The sequence below is a fragment of the Saccharobesus litoralis genome, assembly GCF_003063625.1.
GTDB lineage: Bacteria > Pseudomonadota > Gammaproteobacteria > Enterobacterales > Alteromonadaceae > Saccharobesus > Saccharobesus litoralis.
Genome location: NZ_CP026604.1, coordinates 157583 through 178391 on the forward strand (window position 1 = coordinate 157583; position 20809 = coordinate 178391).

Consider the following 20809-nt stretch of genomic DNA (forward strand, 5'->3'; position numbering starts at 1 on the left):
AACGAATTTAATTAAACGTGATTATGTTATTTAGCGATACAATAGGGTTGGTTATTTTGTTTAGCTTTGTACATAGCTGCATCAGCTTTTTCCATTAAGCCTTCAATGGTGTCGCCATGCAAAGGAAATACAGCCGCGCCAATCGAAACCGTCACGTCTATTTCTACAATGTCTCCATTTAATGATTGTAGGCAATAATGATCGGCTAGGGTTTTGTATTTTAGTTTGAGTAGGGCGTCGAGCTCTTGAATGCTGTCAATTTCAGGGGCGAGAATAACAAATTCGTCTCCGCCATAACGGGCGACAAAGTCAGATGCACGATTAAACATTTTTAAACGTGCCGCGAGCAGTTTTAGTAGTTGATCACCCGCAGAGTGTCCATAGTTGTCGTTAATTTCTTTAAATTTGTTGAGATCTATAAATAGAATGGCGAAAGAGCGGTTGTACCTTTGCCCTTCATCAAATAACGAGTTTAGTCGCTCATCTAACGAGCGCCGATTATTGATTAGGGTTAGCTGGTCAATACTGACTTGATTTGACAAGCTTTCTATAAGCGAAAAGCGTTCTTTAGCATAGCGAATAGAACGGCATAAAAAGTTTGTGGTTAAATCTGATTTTGGTAAATAGTCTTGTGCGCCTAAATGTATCGCTTTTTCACCAAATTCATTTTCGTCACTGCCGGTTAAAACGATAATGGGCGTTTTTTTATAACACTGTCGCACTTGCACTAGCGTATCTAAACCAAAGCTATCAGTCACGTTTAAATCGACCAATATTATATCGGGTACCATGATATGAATGGTTTTATTAAGTGCTTCTACCGTATTAAAGTCTTTGACTTGATACTTACGGGCAAAAGTCGTTTTGTTTAACAGCTCTTTTACTAGGTAAACATCATCCGGATCATCTTCTAATAAATAAACAACAACGCTATGCATTTTGGGTTACATCCTTACGTTTGTGTTATACCAATAATCTAATAAATTTGTGATCAATTGTTTAATTTCTAGCTTTGTATCGGGCTTGCAAATAAATGACTTAGCTCCCTGAGACATGGCGTCCGCAATGTCTTTATCATTTTTTGATGTTGTATAGACAATAATATAAAACAGGTTAACTTTATTTTCAGCTTTCAGTTGCTTTAGAACATCTAAACCACTTAAATTTGGCATGTTTAAGTCGAGCAAAATTAATGAATTAAGTCGATCTTGATTACGAGCGTAATATAGAAAATCGCTACCATTGGTGAAAGTAGTTAACTTAGGTGGTGATTCTAGCTCTTCACATACTGACTCTAGTAAATATATATCATCAGGATCATCATCGACTAAAATTAATTCAGGTTTAATCATAGCTGAAACTCCAGTGTAAACTTCGCTCCATTTGTATGTTCAAGACATTGAATTTGTCCATTATGAATTTGCATAATTTGCCGACAAATACTTAACCCCATTCCAGAACCACTAACCTGTAAATCTTGCCTTAGTCTTTTAAAGGGGGTAAAGATGTCTTTACTGTACTTATGGTCAATACCTATGCCATTGTCAGTATATTCAACTAGGATTTTTGAATCTATTTGCTTAACCTTAATGTGAATTTCAGGTGGTTGTTGTGGTTTATTAAACTTAATACTGTTTGAAATTAAGTTTTGAAAAACTTGCGGCAATAAACTTAAATCGGCAGACAAAGCAATTTCAACATTTTCAACCACAACTTTCGCATTGTTTTCCGCAATTAAGTAATCTAAGTTGTCTAACGCTAGGTTGATGATTTCTTCAATTGTTGTTTGCATGAAGGTGGTTTGTGAGGTGTTTATGCGTGATAATTGCAGCAGATCTTGTATCATGCCACGCATGCGTTCAGCTGCACTTTGTAGGCGGCTCATCTCGTATTTGGCTTTTTCATCGTTTGCTAGCATTGGTGCAATCCGCTGGGAAACGCTACTGGTAAATGCCGTTATTTTACGTAAAGGCTCTTGTAAGTCATGTGAGGCTGCAAAAGCGAAACGCTCCAACGATTCGTTAGAGTCTTTTAACTTATCGAGTAATATTTTGTGCGAACTGACATCAACAAAAGTACCGAGCATGATTGTTGGTGCACCTGATTCGTCACGCTCCACTATTGTGTCGAGAGAGTAGCACCAAATCCAGTTACCATTTTTATGCTTAAAGCGGTATTCCAACGGGAGCATTTCATTGTAATTCGAGCCAACGACTTGCTCCATGTGCTGTAGTACAGCGTCTAAATCGTCGGGGTGAAACAAAGATAATAGGTTTTCGTTGCTATGCAAGTCATCAAGTGTATAGCCTGTAATTGAGGTATAGCGCTGACTGATTTTTATATTTTGCTGTTTATTTAAATCATACAAATATAAGCCGCAAACTGCAGAGTTAATAATGCTTTCAAGGAACTCCTCATTTTTTGCTAGCTCTTGTTCGACTTGCTTTTGCGCAGTAATATCTATCGCAGTGCCGACGACTTTAATAACTTGTTGTTGGTCATTGTAAATAGGATACAGCGAGGTTTGATACCACTTTTCATCTGTTCCTTGTGGCAACATTTCAATATACTCAACCACTTCACCGGTATTGGAACAGCTAAAGTAGTTGTTGCGTAAGGTGGTGGTAATATCAGGAGTGAGAACCAGTTCACCGAGCTCAGTTAGGGTTTTATTGACAACCTGTTCTCGAGTTAAAGATAGTTTTTGTGCTGTGGTGTCGTTTACATCTAAGAACCGATACTCTTGATTGGGTAAAACTTCTAATACCCAAATGGCTTGATTAGCGCCCTGATATATAGCTTGTAAAATATCGCGTTTTTCTTTAACTCGAGATTCAAGTAGTTTGTTTTCGTGTATGTAGCGAAGCGAACCTGACATGACAATAGGTTGGCCTTTTTCGTCAAAAATACTGTCGCCTATGCTGTAAAACCAGCCATACTCTTGTTGAGCGTTTAACCCCAAGTATTGCACTTTATATTTTTTCTTTGTTTTGAAATGTTGATGGATAGCGTCATCCACTTCTTTGACAAAGTCAGGATGAATGTGGTTATGCCATGCATCGAAAGATGCAGGAATATCGGGCGACTGACCTATCATGGCCATTAATGTTTTTGAGTAATTAACCTCATTGGTTTCTATGTTCCACTCCCAAATACCATCTTCTGTTGCATCAATGGCTCGGTCTAGTCGCGAGTGTGAATCCAATAATTGTTGTTCTACATCTTTAATTTTAGAAAGGTTTTTGAATGAAACTAGCGTCAGTTGTTGACCTTCAAAAAAATCACTTGAAACCGTAATATCCACGGGTACATTTTTGTTATTGCATATAACGTGGCCTATCACCGTGGTTGGCTCGATAAGAGGGTTGGCCGCTAAACATTGTTTAATATGATGCTCAATAGAATGTGAATCCGATTCTATGATTTGACTAATATGTGTCGTGGTTTTATCGAGTTTGCCAAACTCCTTCTTAAAATTTTTATTTACGCGTTGTATTTGACCTTCGCTGTTAATCAATATGGTACTTAGCGGTAGTATATCTAACATGAATTCCGTCAGTTTGTGGTTAGATAATTTCGCTTGAAGTTCATCTTTAGCACCCGACATTTCGAATAATTCTTTTTTTACCCCTTCTAGCTGTTGTAACGTCGGAATTTTGATTAATTGCTTGCGTATTTTAAATAAGTAGAGTGCGGTTGTTAGTGATACACCGGCGGTTATTATTTTTGAAACACCTTGAATACCATAAGCACCCGTCCAAACTGTGTAGATACTGAAAAGGTGCGTCACGCCACACAGCAAAATAAAGGCTGAAAACAAAAAGAATATCCAAGGGTAACGCAGGTCCTGTCTCGTATTGGCAAAAACCTGAATCAGATAGGCAATAGAAAAATAAGAGAATGCGATGATGATGTCTGAGCCAACATTTGCCCAGAGAATATGAGATTGCCATAGGTAACAATGTCCGTGTGGCATATAGCTTTGACTGAAAAATGACGCTAAGGTATTAATTTCCATGTACAACTAGCAAATCTATATCGGTTTAACGACTAGTTTAGCCTATGTTTAATCTACCTACCTGCTTTTACAGTGTTAATTTGACCCAGTTATCTATCATTAGTAAAAAATTACCTTTTATTGACTTTAGATTTAACTAATATTCACAAAGTGTTGATTTTAAATGGTTTACCCCTCTTTATATTAGTTTTGATTGTGATTGAGATTAAACATGTAGCTATTATGCAGGATCAAAACTAGCGGGATTACATCCATGTATTTAAAAGCGGGTTGAGATAGCTGGTGCTGGTTATTTGCTGATTGAGTGGAAATTACATTTTTAACACAAGTTTAGCGTTTAATGGTCCATTTCAGCTAATTTTGATTCAATTAAATGACTGATAGCTTCACAAGTATCGGGTTTAACAATATAACCATCGGCACCGACTTCAGAGGCTTGCTGCCTTGCTTTGTCGCAATCGGTAATAGTATAAATGTATAGCTTGTTATTTTTCGTTAAGCCTTTTTGTTTAAGATTGGTCATTAGGCTAAATCCATCAACCAAAGGCATATTAACATCGATAAAAATTAAGCAATTATTCAAATCATTTTTTGTCGTATAACTTAAAAAGTCCACACCATTAGTAAAAGTGAGTAAATTCAATGAAGGCTTTATGCTCGCACAAGCCTCGGTAAAAAAATAAACCTCATCTGAATCATCTTCAATTAATATTACATCACGTTTCATAAATACCTGATTGATTAAAACTACGGTGAGACATAATTGTAGCAGGCGAAGAGCTTATTGGAAAAAATAACATTGTATGTTGATGGATATGCTGCCAGTATTATTTAAATAGGTATCCGATGATATCCAATTAATTGTTAATGATGGCGCTAGTACCTTTTCAATTTAATTTTGATTAGTTGAAAACATAGGTGATCACTTTCACACTGAGCGCGAAGCAGTCGAAGTGTCGGTAAATTAGAAAGTAATAAGACTTCGACAAGCTCAGCCTGAAGTTGTTTATTTAATCTAAATATGGCTAAAAACATCACTAGTGATAGTAAATTATGCGAGTGATTCAACTGATCATTTCTTTCTGGAAACAGTACTAGCCCTGTTTATTCTAATCACAAGTGGCGGACGATGAGTAACGATAGTTTTTACCAAGACTTACCCGGTTTTGAGCGCTTTAATGATTGCTCAAATAACCAATATTATTCTCCATTGCCTGATGATTGGATTGTGATAGTAACTGATGTTGTCAATTCAACTAAAGCGATTGAGCAAGGTAAATACAAACAGGTGAATGCGGTAGGTGTTGCGTCCATTGTTGCATTGTTTAACTCAGTTAAACCTTTAACCGTGCCTTATGTTTTTGGTGGTGATGGCGCCAGTATTTGTGTGCCGAATAAATATAAAAAACAAGTGGTTAACGCCTTATCAGCATCAAAACAACTCGCAGCTAACCATTTTAATCTGGAATTGCGAGTTGGTATTGTGCCGATACAGGATATTCGCCAACGCGGCAAAAACGTACTTGTTGCTAAATTCCAGCCTTATAGTCATTTTAATCAGGCCTTATTTATCGGCAATGGCTTGGCAGAAGCTGATAAAATGGTTAAACAACAAGATTCGCCTTATCTCGTTGAAACAATTAGATCTGCTACTAACGATTTATTTGATGGTTTTGAATGTCGCTGGAATGAAATACCCAGTCGCAGTGAAGAGCAAGTGGCAATTTTAATTCAGGCGTTATCGACTAATTCAGATGACATTGAACGCACGTATCAACAAATATTGACTTTGATCCGCAATATTTATGGTGAAGAAGAAGAGTATCGGCCTCTAGCGTCATCTGGATTATCGTTAACCAACTCAAGTAAAAACCTCTATTGCGAAGCGTCAATTCGTAATGCATTTTCGAGTATATTGAGTAAATTCAAATATTTAGTTAAATTGCGAGCCTTGCGCCTCGTTGGTATATACCTGATGAAAAACCAAGTTAAAACTCAAGCTACAGATTGGGGGCAGTACAAACAATTTTTGATAAAAAACACTGACTTTCAAAAGTTTGATGACATGTTACGCATGGTTATTTCTGGTTCTAAACAGCAAAGGTTACTTCTACTATCAGAGTTAGAAAAATTAAAAGATAGTGGACAAATTGTATTTGGCTTACATGCAGCCCCTAGTGCATTAATTACCTGCATGGTTCAAGATTACCATACAGATCACGTGCATTTTTTAGATGTTAGCAATGGCGGCTACGCAATGGCAGCAAAACAAATGAAAAATCAAATGAAACAGTCTTGCTCCTTAAATACTTAACTTAGTATTGGATATTGAATAAACCCTTCATTCGCTTTCTGTTTGTTGATTATAAAGCGAGTCAGTTTCATTAATTTCTGCTTCGCTAATTCCTTCACTATAACCGTTAACGCTAACTAGGTGTGGTTTATACTAAACTAGACTAAAAATTAACCGTTTATTCATATTCAAAGTTATTTTCATCGACTACACTTTGCTTTATCAAATCCCGCTTAATCAGGGGGTAGGCCTTAACGTTATATTAAGACAAGAAGGAACTTACCATGATTACTCACTCCATTGGTCAGGCTGACCACCTTGCATTAGTTCGCTCTTCTGCATCGCTTTGCTATCTATCGCAACGGTCTAAACTGCACTTATCGCTGTTTTTTTCTTTCATATTTTCCTATTGAATTACGCATTCAGTTGTATGGCTGTAAGGTTGTTATATGGACAGTGTCGCAAAAATTTTAGTCGTAGATGATGATGCTTTTAATCGAGAAATTCTTAGTAACCTATTAATCGAGCAAGGCTATGACGTTTTATGTCGAGACTCTGGTGATAGCGCTTTAGCTGTTGTAACAGGTTATGAACCGGATTTAATCTTGTTAGATATTATCATGCCAGGTATTGACGGTTTTGAAGTGACCCGCCGCTTAAAATCGGACGATAAATGGATGCATATACCCATTGTTTTGCAAACGGCATTAAACGATCGTAAATCCTGTATTAAAGGTTTGAGTTTGGGGGCAGAAGATTATATTACCAAACCAATCGATCCGTTAGAGCTAACCGCAAGGATCAGTAACCTATTGCGTTTAAAGAAAGTTAGCGATTTTCTTAAATACAACAATCAAGTACTAACTGAGTTTGATAATTTAACGGGCCTGCCCAACCGTAGTTTGTTTTTTCGCCGTTTAAAGCGCAATTTAAAGAACTGTTTAGCTAAACAGCAACAGTTAGGTTTAATTTTATTGACCAGTAGCGACTTAGATCCGGTAAATCGAACGCATGGCTCGTCTATGGCGGATTTATTGCTCAAAGGTATAGCGCAGCGCTTGCAAAAAATCAGTTATGCAAACAGCTTTTTAAGTTATATCGGGAATGGCCTATTTACTATTATTGTTGAAGGTAATAAGCAACACATTCAACAGTTTTCACAGCTGATTTTACTCGCATTTGACAAACCATTAATTTTACTTAACCAAGAGATTTTCGTTAAAGGTGATTTAGGCATCGCCATGGCGCCTGATGATAGTACTGATGCTGAAACCTTGTTACGTCGCGCTGAAATAGCCTTAAATAGTGTTAAGCAACAAGCTTTACATCAAGAATTGTTTTTTGTACCCGCCATGGATGCTCAATTAGCGCAAGCATATTCTTTAGAGCAGGATTTGCATCGCGCAATCAATCATCAAGAGTTTATTTTAAATTACCAACCTAAAGTGGATTTGCATGATGGCTCTGTTAGCAGTGCAGAATCCCTCATACGTTGGCTACATCCAACCTTGGGTTTGGTGTCTCCAGCTAAATTTATTCCTATCGCTGAAAGTAGCGGCTTAATTTTACCTATTACGCGCTGGGTACTTAATGAAGCCTGCATGCAAGCCATGCATTGGCAATTAGAGTTTTCGCGGCCAATTAAAGTGGCAGTTAATATTTCAGGTACCCATTTTCAAAGCGGTGACATTTTAAGTGATGTTCAGCAAGCGTTAAGTAATAGTGGATTAGCACCGCATTTGCTGGAATTGGAAATTACCGAAAACATCATGATGGATGATTTCAATGCTGTTTTAACAACGTTAGAACAGTTAAGTGAGTTGGGGGTTTTGTTGTCAATTGATGATTTTGGTACAGGTTATTCGAGTTTAAAATACCTTCAACACTTACCGGTTAACCGCATCAAAATTGACCAGTCATTTGTTAAAAATATCATAAACAATGCTGGGAACGCGGTCATCACTAAAAGTGTGATTGCCATGTCACACCAGTTTGGTTTTAGTGTAGTGGCTGAAGGCGTTGAAACGTCAGATGAACTTAACTTTTTACTGCAAATTGGTTGTGACACCATTCAGGGCTATTATTTTAGCAAGCCTTTACCGGTAGAAAAGTTTGATTGCCTTCTCGCGTCTAATCGCAGCTTAACCCTTTCGTCTACAGCTGCGCAAACATCCAATAAAACGCTGCTTATTTTATGCAATAACGATGATTGGGTGCAGTCATTATCTAGTGTTGCTCGGTCATTACATATAAAGGTGCTGGTCGCTAAAACTGATAAAGAAGCCATGCAACTACTCAATGTGTATGACATTCAAGTTTTGTTTATGGCAACCAATGAGCATGTCAATTTATGGACCAATACCATTACGCAGATCAGACAAATGTATCCACACGTTATGTTGTTAGTCATGAGTGAGCGCAGCGAGTATGACACCTTATCGGCGCTTAATCATCGTGGTGATATTTTAAAGTTTTATCTTACGCCCTGTGACAGTGAAAAAGTAATACGCGGTGTTTGTGATGCGTTTGAGCTCAATAAAATGATGGGGCTTAATCAAATGATTAAGGTCGTTAATTAATCAGTTAAAAATGAAAAAATCTATCGTTATTGTGGTGTAAATAGGCAGATTAAAGCTAATACGTGTAAAAGGATAGGTACGAAGATGTTTTATATCAAAAGGCTAGCGAAAGTAAAAAATACATTGTTCAGTTCAGTTGTGCTGATTGTCGTAATTGGATTTGGCGCTATTAATTATTACGGTATCAACAATGCAGCGACGACAACCCGCTGGGTTGAGCATACTTACCAAGTCATTAACGATGCCAGTCATATTGAACTTTTGCTTAGTGAAATGGAGTCATCTCAACGTAATTTCTTGCTAACAGGCAATGAAACACACCTTCAACCGTTTATAACACAAGAAAAAGCTCTTTTATCAGCTATTACAGACTTACAGCAATTAGTCAGTGATAACCCTCCCCAAGTAGAAAAACTTGAACAATTTAAAGCACTATTACAACAATGGCTTACAACACAAGCAAAACCACTCATAGCCGAGCGGCAAAAAGTTGCGCAAGGTGCGGGTAGCCTTGAAGATTTACAGTCTTTAGTTGGCAGTGAAAAAGGCAAAAATATTTTTGATAATATTCGGGTTGAATTAGCGGCAATGGATCAAGCGTTTTACCATGCAGAAAATGCCGAAGCTCGGGTATTGGTTTTGGCTATTGCCAAAAGCTTAGTGGATATGGAAACCGGTGAGAGAGGGTATTTAATTACAGGCAATGATAAATTTTTACAACCTTATCGTTTAGGCCAATCGCAAATCACTGAGCAAATTGATCAGTTACATCAGCTACTTAACAATAGCTTTAACCCGCAATATGTGAAGGCTCAATTGGATGATCTTGCTTTTATATTGTCACAGTGGCGTAATCACTTAATCACGGGTTTAGTCGAAAATAAACAAAACAGTCAACCAATCAAGCGCAGTAGTGATTTAGTTTTATCAGCAAAAACAACTGAGTTAGCAACCCAAGTTGATATGCGTTTAACAAGCCTTTATAGCCAGTTTTCACAAGCGCATAATCAAAAGGCGGTTAATTTACTGTTATCTATTCGTGAATTAATGGCTCAGCAGCAGGTGTTAGCTAAAGGTTATGTATTAACTAACCACCAACCTTTTATTGAAAAACTCACCGCCGAACATGATTTATTACAAGTTAAGCTAACTGAGTTGGAGCAAATGTTGGCCGTTAGTTTTAGTGCTAATGAGATGCGGCGTCACTTAAACAAAGTTGAATTTTTAAGTAAGGAATGGCGAGAAAGCGCCGCTATGCCTTTAATTGAATTAAGAACACAAATCAATCAAGCGCCTAACTCAATCACTAATCTTGTTGCTGAGGTTGAACAACAATCAAAGCAATCGCAAATAACTGAACTACGCGAGCTACTCAATATATTTAAACAAGTTGAGCTGGATTTACTGATTAAGCGTCAAGCTGATGCTAAAAGCACAGCTACTTTTATGCTGTGGTTAGTGGTGTTAGGTACATTGGCGATAGCGAGTTTTGCGGTTGTGGTATTAAGGGCTAGCTCAGCTTTACGTGTTAAATCAGACGAATTGCAACAAGAGCGCAGTAAACTAGAGCAACAGAATTGGGTTAAATCGAGTTTTAGCGATACGGTTGCGCAATTGCAAGGACACAAACAAATTGAGCAATTTGGTAACACATTACTGACGACGTTAGTGCCTAAATTAAACGGCCAGCTGGGTTTATTTTACTTTACGCAAAAGAGCGATGATGGCAGCCCATACTTAAGTTTGCTCAGTAGTTTTGCATTTAGCCAACGCAAAAATTTGGCGTCAAGTTATCAGTTTGGTGAATCACTGGTGGGGCAATGCGCTTTAGAGCAAAAAACCATTTTACTGAGCAATGCTCCCAATGATTATATTGTTGTCAGTTCGGGGGCTGGCGATGCGGCACCGCAAAATATCATTATTTTCCCCATTTTATTTGAAAAAAATGTGTTAGCTGTTGTTGAAATCGCATCTTTGCAAGCCTTTTCCTCTTTGCATCAATTATTAATAGAACAACTAGTCAGCAATACAGGGGTCATATTAAACAATATTTTGGCACAGCATCGTACTCAAGAGTTATTAACCGAGTCACAGGCGCAGTCAGAAGAGTTACAGGCTCAGCAAGAAGAATTGCGAGTTGCAAATAGCAACCTTGAAGCGCAAACCAATCGATTAACGGAATCAGAACAAAATTTACAGCAACAAAGTGAAGAGCTACGAGTTGCAAATGAAGAGTTAGAAGAAAAACAAGAATTACAAAAAAAACAACATGCAGAATTAGAAAAAGCGAAACAAGAAGTGGATCGCAAGGCACAAGATTTAGCCACAGCCAGTCAGTATAAAACTGAGTTTTTAGCCAATATGTCGCACGAGCTAAGAACCCCACTAAATAGTTTATTGATACTGTCCAAGGAGCTAAGTAAAAATCGACATGGTAATTTAACTAAAGAACAATTAGAGGATATTGATGTTATTCATAGTGGTGGTCATTCACTATTAACATTAATTAATGACATTATGGATTTATCCAAAGTGGAAGCAGGTAAGCTTCATATTGAATCGAATCCAACCTCTATCAAGTCGACATTTCAATCTTTACAGCGGTTATTTGCCGGTGCGGCAAGTGATAAAGGACTTAAATTTATCATTGATATTGATACAGCGATCCCTGATTACTTGCTGACTGATGCCTTGCGATTAGAGCAAATAATTAAGAACTTTTTATCTAATGCGTTTAAATTTACCAGTGCTGGCGAAGTTAAACTGCAGGCATGTTTAGCCGAGCAAAATAAACAGTTTAAGCAAAGAGCATTGCAAGAAAACTCAGTGTTAGCCATCACGGTCAGTGATACCGGTATTGGCATTGCACCTGAAAAACAACAACAGATATTTGAAGCGTTTCAACAAGCTGACGGCTCAACTACACGTAAGTTCGGTGGCACAGGGTTGGGATTAACCATTTCAAAACAACTCGCTGAGTTATTAGGCGGAGAAATTCAATTAACGAGCCAAGAAGGCGCTGGTAGTCAAGTCACACTATACCTGCCGCTTATTGAAGCTAGTGGTCAGAGCGATAACAGATTGATAAACTCGCCATCTAATAAGGCGTTAGTCAATAGCGGTTCAGAGCCGGAAGCAAAACCCGATAGCCAATCCACTACAACGGATCCTGAAATAGCTCATCGTCAAGCAAGCGCGCGCACAGATGAGTCAGGTCTAGTATTACAGACTGAGCCATTTATTGATGATGATAGACGGATTATTCAGCAAGGTGAACGTTGCATACTGATTATTGAGGATGACCTTCACTTTGCACAAGTTTTACAAAAGTTAGCTCATGAGGATGATTACAAGTGCCTAATCACAGATAAAGGACGTGAGGGCATATATTTAGCGAAAGAATATAAACCAACCGGTATTTTACTTGATATGGGCTTGCCTGATATCGACGGCGCTCATGTATTAGAACAACTCAAATTTAATTTGATAACGCGGCATATTCCGGTTCATGTTATATCTGGCGGTAATCAAAAGGTTCAGTCTCTTAATTTAGGCGCGTACAGCTTTATTGAAAAACCAGCCGAAAGCGACAATATTCGCACCGTACTAGCACAAATTGAAAAGAGCAGCCAAGGTGGTGCTAAGCAAGTGTTGGTGATTGAAGATGACAGCAAAACGCAACAAGCTGTAAAGCGCTTGTTGGATGTACCAGATATTGAATTAACATTCGCGGCCAATAGCCAGCAAGTTAACGATTGTTTAAACAAAAATGAATATGACTGCATAGTATTAGACCTTGGCTTACCTGACATAAGTGGCATTGAAGTACTAGAGAAAATTAATCAATTGCCAGGAAATAAGCCGCCAGTCATCATTTACACTGGCCAAGAAATTTCAGATCAAGATATGATGATATTGGGCAAAAACACAGCTGATATTATTATTAAAGGGGTCGAATCACCAGAGCGCTTGCTGGATGATGTGACGTTATTCCTGCATTCAGTCGGTCACGATTTACCAGAAGAACAGAAGAGCGCTATTGAGTTATTGCACAATGAACATGATGTTTTGCGAGGCAAAAAAATACTGTTAGTCGATGATGATATGCGTAATGTGTTTGCTATGTCTCGCCAGTTAACCGCTGTTGGTTTGGATGTTGTGATGGCAGAAAATGGCAAAAAGGCGATTGATCTTTTAGAGCAAGGCGTTGATGAGGAAACGCAATTTGATCTAATTTTAATGGATATTATGATGCCGGTGATGGATGGCTACGAAGCCATGACACGTATCCGTAAAATGCCGTTATTCAAAGAAATCCCTATCATTGCGTTAACAGCAAAAGCCATGACAGAGGACAAACATAAATGTTTTGATGCCGGCGCGTCTGAATACATTACTAAGCCTGTCGATATGGATAAATTAATTTCTATTCTCAGTGTTTGGTTATATGAAAACAGGACAAAGCATGGCTAAGTTAGATCACCAAGCTTATGAGTTAGATCTGTTATTAAGTGCGATACATTATCGATATGGATATGACTTTAGAGATTACGCTAAAGCTTCATTAACACGAAGAGTCGAGTTGTGTTTACAAAAACTAGACTTAACTTATGTGTCTGAGCTAATTCCTAAAATTTTACATGATACGCATTGCTTTAATGTGTTCTTAAAGGAAATGTCGGTCACTGTGACCGATTTTTTCCGCAACCCAGAGGTGTTTAATGAAATACGCACTAGTGTATTTCCTAAGTTACAAACCTTTTCTCGAATTAGTATTTGGCATGTTGGTTGTGCCACGGGGCAAGAAGTTTATTCAATGGCAATGCTCTTAGATGAAGCTGGGCTACTTGAGAAAAGCCGCTTGTATGCCACCGATTTTAATTCGGGTTCATTAGCTTATGCTAAAAAAGGCATCTATTCACAGCAAGAACTACAAGATGCGGCAGAGGGCTATCATAAAGCTGGCGGGCAAAAGCAATTATCCTACTATTTTCATTCAAACTTTGGCTCAGCAAAAATTTGTGACAATTTAAAATCGCACGTTACCTTTGCTCATCACAACTTAATGCAAGATCAAGCTTTTGCTGAGATGCAGCTAATTTTATGTCGAAATGTACTAATTTATTTTGCAGAGCCGTTAAAAAATAGAGTACTTAATATATTAAGCCAAAGCTTGAACCGCCATGGTTATTTGGTACTGGGTGATAAGGAATCTCTTATGTTTAGTGAGGTTCATGATAAGTTTCAAGAGCATGACGCTAAGTTGAAAATATACCGGAAAAAACGTGAACACAGTGTCGCCTATCATCCCTAAAATCGTAGTTATTGGCACGTCTGCAGGGGGCTTAAGTATGTTGCAGCATATATTAGCTGATTTACCAAAGGATTGGTCAACGCCGATATTGATAGTACAACATCAACTGCAAACGGCAGACGAAAGTTTAGTTGAGTTACTCAATTTAGTGAGTCCTTTACCATGTTGCTATGCGTTAGATGGGCAAAAAATTCAGTTAGGTCATGTTTATGTCTCACCGCCGGGTTACCACTTTTTAGTCGAAGACAGTCAAACATTGGCATTGTCGGATGACGAGCCTATTCATTATGCACGTCCTTCAATTGATTTACTTTTGCAATCTGCGGCAACCGCTTTTGGTAAGGCTGTAATCGCGGTGATATTGACCGGAGCGAATAGTGACGGCGCAGCAGGATTAAAAAAAGTGAAAGAGCAAGGTGGGATCACCTTGGTACAAATGCCGTTGTGTGCTGAGTATGATGCTATGCCCAACGCGGCTATTAGTGCCACTGATATTGATTGCGTATGCTTGCCTAGCCAGATCAGCTTAAAATTAAGGGAGTATTGTCACTATGAGTCATAAACATAAGCTACTAGTGGTTGATGATGAACCTCATAATTTATATACCATGCGGCGTATAATAGAGCCTATGCAAGTAGAGATTATTGAAGCTCGATCTGGCGAAGAGGCGTTGCGGGCTTTGTTAAACAATGACTTTTTTTTGGTATTAATGGATGTGCAAATGCCAGGGATGAGTGGTTTTGAAGCGGCAAGCCTTGTGTTAGATAATCCTAAAACAGCACATATTCCTATTGTGTTTGTCACCGCTAATACCCGAGAAGAAGGCGTCGCGTTAAGAGGCTATAAAACCGGTGCTGTCGATTATCTATCTAAACCGGTCGACCCGATTGTGTTGCTCGCTAAAATTCGCGTATTTCGTGAATTATGGAGTAAAACAATAGAGTTAAAACAAACTAATTTGCAATTGGCTGAGGTAAATAGAGAACAAAGTAAACTTAACCAAGAATTAGTGAAAGCCAGTGAGTCGTTAGCGTTAACCAATCATCAATTAAAACAAGAAGTCGCAGACAGGTTGGCTGCCGAGCAAGCGCTGGAAGAAGCTCGATGTCAGGCTGATTCCGCCAACAAAGCTAAAAGCGCTTTTTTAGCTAATATGAGTCATGAAATACGCACTCCACTTGGCGCTATCACAGGTTATTTGCATTTGATTATGCAGAGCCAATTAACCAGCCGACAACAGGAATATTTAAATAAAATTAAGTTGTCAGCTAACAACTTGCTGGCAGTGATTAATGATATTTTAGATTTTTCTAAAATTGAGGCGGATAAACTGGAAATAGAGTCTGTTCCGTTTGATCTTGATTCTGTGTTACACAATGTTAGCGATGTCGTCGCCTTTAAAGCGGAAGATAAGCAACTGGAATTGGTTATTGATTGCCCACAAAACATACCCTGTAATCTGGTTGGTGACCCATTGCGTTTAGGTCAAATCCTTTTGAATTTGGTCAGTAATGCTGTCAAGTTCACTAATAAAGGTGAAATCGTGCTTTGTATTCGACTGGCATCTGAAATTAAAACAACAGATCCGCGAGTGTGTATTCAATTTTCGGTGCAAGATACGGGAATAGGTATGGATGACAGCCAAATGGCTAAATTATTTCAGCCCTTTAGTCAGGCTGATTCATCTACCACTCGCCAATATGGTGGCACTGGCTTGGGGTTAGTGATTTGCCAAAAATTACTAGGGTTAATGGGCAGTGAGCTCAAAGTTGAAAGTGCAGTGGGAAAAGGTAGCCAATTTAATTTTACCTTAAATTTTGACCTAGGTGACCAAGCGCCAATTGTCAGTTTTGAGCGGTTAAACGCTTGTTTTGAGCAGGCTAATGTATTGGTGGTTGATGATCATCAATACTCACGCACTATATTGGTTAATATGTTACGCAGCTTTGGAGTTAATGCGACAACAGTTGATAGTGGTAACAAGGCTATAAAAGAGGTGAAAAAAGCCCTCGATAGCAAGCCATACAACTTATTGTTGGTAGATTGGCGAATGCCTGAATTGGATGGTTTACAAACGATTCAAGCTTTAAAACAACAACTGCCGGAACCGTCATTACCCAAGTTTATTTTAATGAGTGCTTATCAATTTGATAGCCCTGAATTACAGCAATATGATGCGTTACTTAATGGCTTTTTGGCAAAACCTGTTAGCTCATCCCAATTACTTGAAACCTTACAGGCCAGTTTGTTGTCAGCTGATTTTAACGAATTTATAGATAAGCGTACTCATACCGATCAATCAATTGAGATCCCAGACTTTTCGGGTAAAAAAGTATTATTAGTTGAAGATGATGCACTCAATCAAGAAATAGCCTTGGAGTTACTCAACCAAGTTAATTTAACTGTCGATTTAGCAGAAAACGGTCAGCAAGCTGTAGACTGTATTATTAGAAATGCTGAGTTTAAAACTTACGATATTGTGCTGATGGATTGCCAAATGCCAATTATGGATGGATACCAAGCCACCAAAACTATTCGTCAGCATGAAAGCTGTAAGCACTTACCTATTATCGCCATGACAGCAAATGCTATGACTAGCGACAAAGAAAAATGCCGCGCAGCTGGTATGACTGACCATGTGGCTAAACCGATAGACGTAGAACAACTATATAAAACATTACAGCTATATTTAAATACTGATAATTCGTTTGCACTGCAAGATCAGAGTTCAGTGCAACAAACGGGAGCTAAGACTCACACAAACGCAGAACAAAGTATACTTGATGCGCCAGGTTTAAATTCAGACGAAGGGATAAGAATGTTAGGAGGACAAGATAAATTCTATCGAAAAATGCTTGTGCAATTTGCAGAGCAAAACAGTGGTGTTGTAGAAACCATTAAAACCCAATTATCAGCAGGCCACTGGGAAGAGGCACACCGCACAACACATAACTTAAAAAGTGTATCAGGCAGTTTGGGCGCTGAAACGCTTTATCAAGTGGCGAGTCAATTGGAAAATAAAATTCTAGGAAAAAATATAGACGATATACAAGCTGCTTTACATCCGGTGCAACAACACGTGACACCTATTATTCAGCATGTTAAAAAATATTCTTAATACTGTAGAAGACGGTTAACGGCGGCGCTGCCTCTAATTTACAACTATTGTCGAAACAGCAAGAAAAACTTGTAGGGCCGGTTTTATACCGGCAAACAGCGGTACTACAAAGGTACTACAAAAATCTATGGCTGGAGGATATCAAACCCACCCCACAAAACTGATGCTTTGTGGGGCAGAGTTTATAACAAAATTACATTGCCAATTCGCTTGAAAACGACTCATCCATAAATTGGCTAACTTCGTTATTGTGCTTTGATGAAAACGGTGACGCTTTACGATGCGTCGCAGCTATGGCTTCTTGATATTTACGCCATAATTTAACCGCATACATGGAAGATTCACCATTTTGGCAAATAGTATTAACAAAGGTTTCTTCATCTGCTGAACATGGTGGAATATTACCCGATAGCAGTGATGAGAGTCTTTCACCATATTGCTCTAGCAACTGAGATTCTTTAATTGAGAAACAGCCACTTCTGCTGATCCCAGCTTTAAAATTTACGTTGTCGTAATAAGCGTATTGACCAAGGTTAATGCCGTTTTCCATCATGATATTGTCTCCTAATCACGATATTGCTGAATAAAACTAACGATGTCGCCGAAGGTGTCAAACAACAAAAACTTTTGTTGTTTGAGCTGTGAATTTGTACACTCGACTATGGTATCTTCAAACGTGAGTTGACCGTTCTCGCCACTTAAGTCGTCATCAGAATTGCCGACTTTTTCTAGGCATTTTTCAACTATTGAAGACACAGTTTTATAAGGAGCCTCGTTTGTTACACTTTGCTCACTATCAAGGTTTGATTCTTGGGCATTGAGTTTAAACACTGTTAAGGCGATAACAGCGAGTAATAGGGTAGTGATAGGCAACTTTTTCATGGTGTATACTCGGTTAAGTTCAAAGAGAAATTAATCCAAAATACCCTTCAAGAAAAACAAAAAATAATTGTCGCTACGATAAATTACTTTGTATAAAAAACGGTATTTGCAATTGAAAAAATAGAGCTGTTTTTGGTAATTAATCTTGTGACTTATGTGAAAAAAGCTGCTTAAAATTATCAAGTTTTTGTGGGCGAGCATTTATGCTTGCAGAGCGTGCAAACCTTTTAACTCAAAAGAGTAAGACTACAGAATTTTGTTCCAGACAAATAATAAGTACCTGCATCCATACATGCACCAAAAGCAGGGGGAGCAAGGGCTTACTACTTGAAATGCTGAATAGTTACAATTTCTGTTAATACAGTTTTTGTCACACTAGGGCTTACTACTTTAAATACTTGGCAATGGTGTCAAGCAACAGTGGCATATCTATGGGTTTACCTAGATACTCATCAAAACCAGCATCTTGGTAGTTAGCAAGTTCATCCTTCATGACACTGGCCGTTAGTGCCACAATAGGCACGTCAGGGTTCAGTGCTTTTATGTTTTTACAGGCTTGCATACCATCGAGGTTTGGCATGTGAATATCCATTAATATTAAATTAGGCTTGTTTTCTTTGTATTTGTTTATAGCTTGTTGACCATCGTTGGCAAAAATTAATTTCGCTTGCGTAGGTTTTAGCATATTGCCGACGACTAAACGATTTATGTCATTGTCTTCTGCTATTAATACTTGTTTGTTTTTCAGTTGCAAACCGGCCGCTGATTTTGTTGATAGTTTTTCTGGTTTTAGGTTAGTTGTCGATAGAGGCAAAATTAAATTAAACTGAGTCCCACGCCCTAATTGGCTTTCAACTTCAATAGTACCCTGCATTAAATCAACTAAGTTTTTCGAAATGGCCATACCTAAACCTGTACCGCCATATCTGCGAGTAGTCGATAGGTCGGCTTGTTCAAATCGCTCAAACAGAGCTTTGATACCTTGCTCATCCATGCCAATGCCAGAATCTATTATATTAATTGATAGTGCTGAGCTACCCTGATAATTAATTGATTGGCAAATTATTTTAACATAGCCTGAATCGGTAAATTTAATGGCGTTTGATACTATATTAATGAGTATCTGCCTAATTCTAACAGGGTCTCCTAACCAATTTTCTGGGCAGGTATTTTTTACGTCATACGTTAGATGAATGTTTTTTTCATCGGCAATTAGGCTAAAGTCGGCAGCGGTTAGATTGATTAATTCATTAATGGAAAAAGGTATTTGTTCTAGGCTAATTTTTCCTGCCTCAATTTTAGAAAAATCAAGAATGTCATTAATGATGGTTAAAAGTGAACGGGCTGAGTACATGGCTTTGTCTACCAGCAACTGACTTCTCGATTCAGTTATTCTACTTTGTAATAACTGTAGTATGCCCATGATACCGTTCATCGGCGTGCGGATCTCATGACTCATATTCGATAAAAATTCACTTTTAACTTTAGAAGCCGCTATCGCTTTTTCATTCGCTTGCCTTAAGTTTTGTTCTAGTAGTTTAGTGTCGGTTATATCTTGAATAACAGTCCAAACGCTTTTGTTGCTTGTTTCTTCATCGGCTATTACTGAATGCAGTAGCCCAAATATAATATTTCCATCGGTTGTTTTTAGTTTGATCTCAAGTGGTCCAAAAGAATGTTTTTCGGGTAATAAGACTAACTTTTCATTTAACTTCGATTTGTCTTTCTCTATAACAAAATCAGTTAATGTCATTTGCGAAATGGCTTGAGTTGAAGAGCCGATTAGCTTTAAAAATGCATGGTTTGCCAGGCTAATTTGGCCAGATTTAGCTGTTGTTTTTACAACGCCTAACGGAGCCATTTCAATAAATTGCGCGAAAGATTTAGCTAACATTTCGCGTTTACGGGTTTCTTTTTGCTTAGCGCTTAATATTTGTGCTTGGGCTAAACCCATTTCGGCAATCATTTCTGCCAATTTGGCTAAAAATTTAAAATGCGCTTCAATTTCCGACTCTGAATACACGGGTACTTTTTTAATGGCTTGAATATAGGCTTCTTCTTCAAAGCCAACGTTTTTCGCGCGCTGGCGAAACTCATCTATATCTGGTGGATTAAAAAAGAATTGGCCAGTAAATAAATTGGCGACATGCTGACCAGCAATAGTGACAGGCGTCGCGACATCGACTAAGCCATTTTTACAACGATAAACATTGTATTCATTACCTTGTTCAAGTTGTCCTGCTAGGGCTGTGTCGCTTTCTAAACAATTAGAACAAGTCGTTGCATTTTTTCGATGGAATTGGGTACATGAGTCTTGCCAGTTTGTGGCGATTAACACATTACCTTCAAGGTCGAGCAGGGCCGTAGTCATGCCGGTGGCGTTCGAATATAACTCTAATAGTTCGGTGAGTTTTTCGACATTAATTAGGTCTTTAATTAAATATCTAGGGCTAATGAGTTGATCAGGATCATACTGCATTTTTAACACCACCGTTGGGTAAGGTTAATACTTGAGTATAGTAGTCAAATAATGCTTTTTCCAAAAGCAAAAGTTAGAGTTTAAAAAAAATAATTGTCGCTACGATAAAAATTAACTAAAGTTGC

Annotated in this window: 13 protein-coding genes; 6 read left to right on the forward strand and 7 right to left on the reverse strand. The window is 38.2% G+C overall.

What is annotated here, in order from left to right; all coding sequences use genetic code 11:
- Positions 1–26: 26 nt before the first annotated feature.
- The 4 genes from C2869_RS00585 to C2869_RS00600 form a co-directional block, all read right to left on the reverse strand.
- Positions 27–938, reverse strand: a complete 912-nt coding sequence (locus C2869_RS00585; protein ID WP_108601107.1) for a GGDEF domain-containing response regulator — start codon at positions 936–938, stop codon at positions 27–29.
- A gap of 6 nt (positions 939–944) precedes the next feature.
- Positions 945–1352 (reverse strand): response regulator, encoded by a 408-nt coding sequence (locus C2869_RS00590; protein WP_108601108.1) that lies wholly within the window; start codon positions 1350–1352, stop codon positions 945–947.
- Positions 1349–4018, reverse strand: a complete 2670-nt coding sequence (locus C2869_RS00595; RefSeq protein WP_108601109.1) for a PAS domain-containing protein — start codon at positions 4016–4018, stop codon at positions 1349–1351. The genes C2869_RS00590 and C2869_RS00595 overlap by 4 nt, the downstream gene beginning before the upstream one ends.
- A gap of 337 nt (positions 4019–4355) precedes the next feature.
- A complete protein-coding gene (locus C2869_RS00600) occupies positions 4356–4745 on the reverse strand; it encodes a response regulator (RefSeq protein WP_108601110.1) in 390 nt (129 codons plus the stop codon).
- Between the two features lie 402 nt (positions 4746–5147).
- Here C2869_RS00600 and C2869_RS00605 point away from each other — a divergent pair, with 402 nt between their 5' ends.
- The 6 genes from C2869_RS00605 to C2869_RS00630 all read left to right on the forward strand — a co-directional run bounded on the left by C2869_RS00605 (position 5148) and on the right by C2869_RS00630 (position 17323).
- Positions 5148–6332 carry a DUF3095 domain-containing protein gene (locus tag C2869_RS00605; RefSeq protein WP_108601111.1) on the forward strand — a complete coding sequence of 395 codons (1185 nt, stop codon included), beginning with the start codon at positions 5148–5150 and terminating at the stop codon, positions 6330–6332.
- A 428-nt stretch (positions 6333–6760) separates the two neighbouring features.
- Positions 6761–8890 carry an EAL domain-containing protein gene (locus C2869_RS00610; protein ID WP_108601112.1) on the forward strand — a complete coding sequence of 710 codons (2130 nt, stop codon included), beginning with the start codon at positions 6761–6763 and terminating at the stop codon, positions 8888–8890.
- Positions 8891–8974: 84 nt separating this feature from the next.
- Positions 8975–13363, forward strand: a complete 4389-nt coding sequence (locus tag C2869_RS00615) for a response regulator (RefSeq protein WP_108601113.1) — start codon at positions 8975–8977, stop codon at positions 13361–13363.
- Positions 13356–14204 carry a CheR family methyltransferase gene (locus C2869_RS00620; protein ID WP_108601114.1) on the forward strand — a complete coding sequence of 283 codons (849 nt, stop codon included), beginning with the start codon at positions 13356–13358 and terminating at the stop codon, positions 14202–14204. The genes C2869_RS00615 and C2869_RS00620 overlap by 8 nt, the downstream gene beginning before the upstream one ends.
- Entirely contained in the window at positions 14176–14766 is a 591-nt protein-coding gene (locus C2869_RS00625) for a chemotaxis protein CheB (RefSeq protein ID WP_199915608.1), read from the forward strand. The genes C2869_RS00620 and C2869_RS00625 overlap by 29 nt, the downstream gene beginning before the upstream one ends.
- Complete coding sequence (locus C2869_RS00630) at positions 14756–17323, forward strand: response regulator (protein WP_108601115.1); 2568 nt, start codon at positions 14756–14758, stop codon at positions 17321–17323. Before C2869_RS00625 ends, C2869_RS00630 begins: the two co-directional genes overlap by 11 nt.
- A 193-nt stretch (positions 17324–17516) precedes the next feature.
- Here the strand turns inward: C2869_RS00630 and maoP are convergent, their stop codons facing one another.
- The 3 genes from maoP to C2869_RS00645 form a co-directional block, all read right to left on the reverse strand.
- Complete coding sequence (gene maoP / locus C2869_RS00635) at positions 17517–17876, reverse strand: DUF413 domain-containing protein (RefSeq protein WP_108601116.1); 360 nt, start codon at positions 17874–17876, stop codon at positions 17517–17519.
- An 11-nt stretch (positions 17877–17887) separates the two neighbouring features.
- On the reverse strand, positions 17888–18205 hold the full coding sequence (locus C2869_RS00640; RefSeq protein ID WP_108601117.1) for a hypothetical protein: 318 nt from the start codon (positions 18203–18205) through the stop codon (positions 17888–17890).
- Between the two features lie 385 nt (positions 18206–18590).
- Positions 18591–20684 (reverse strand): PocR ligand-binding domain-containing protein, encoded by a 2094-nt coding sequence (locus C2869_RS00645; protein WP_108601118.1) that lies wholly within the window; start codon positions 20682–20684, stop codon positions 18591–18593.
- Between the last annotated feature and the right edge of the window lie 125 nt (positions 20685–20809).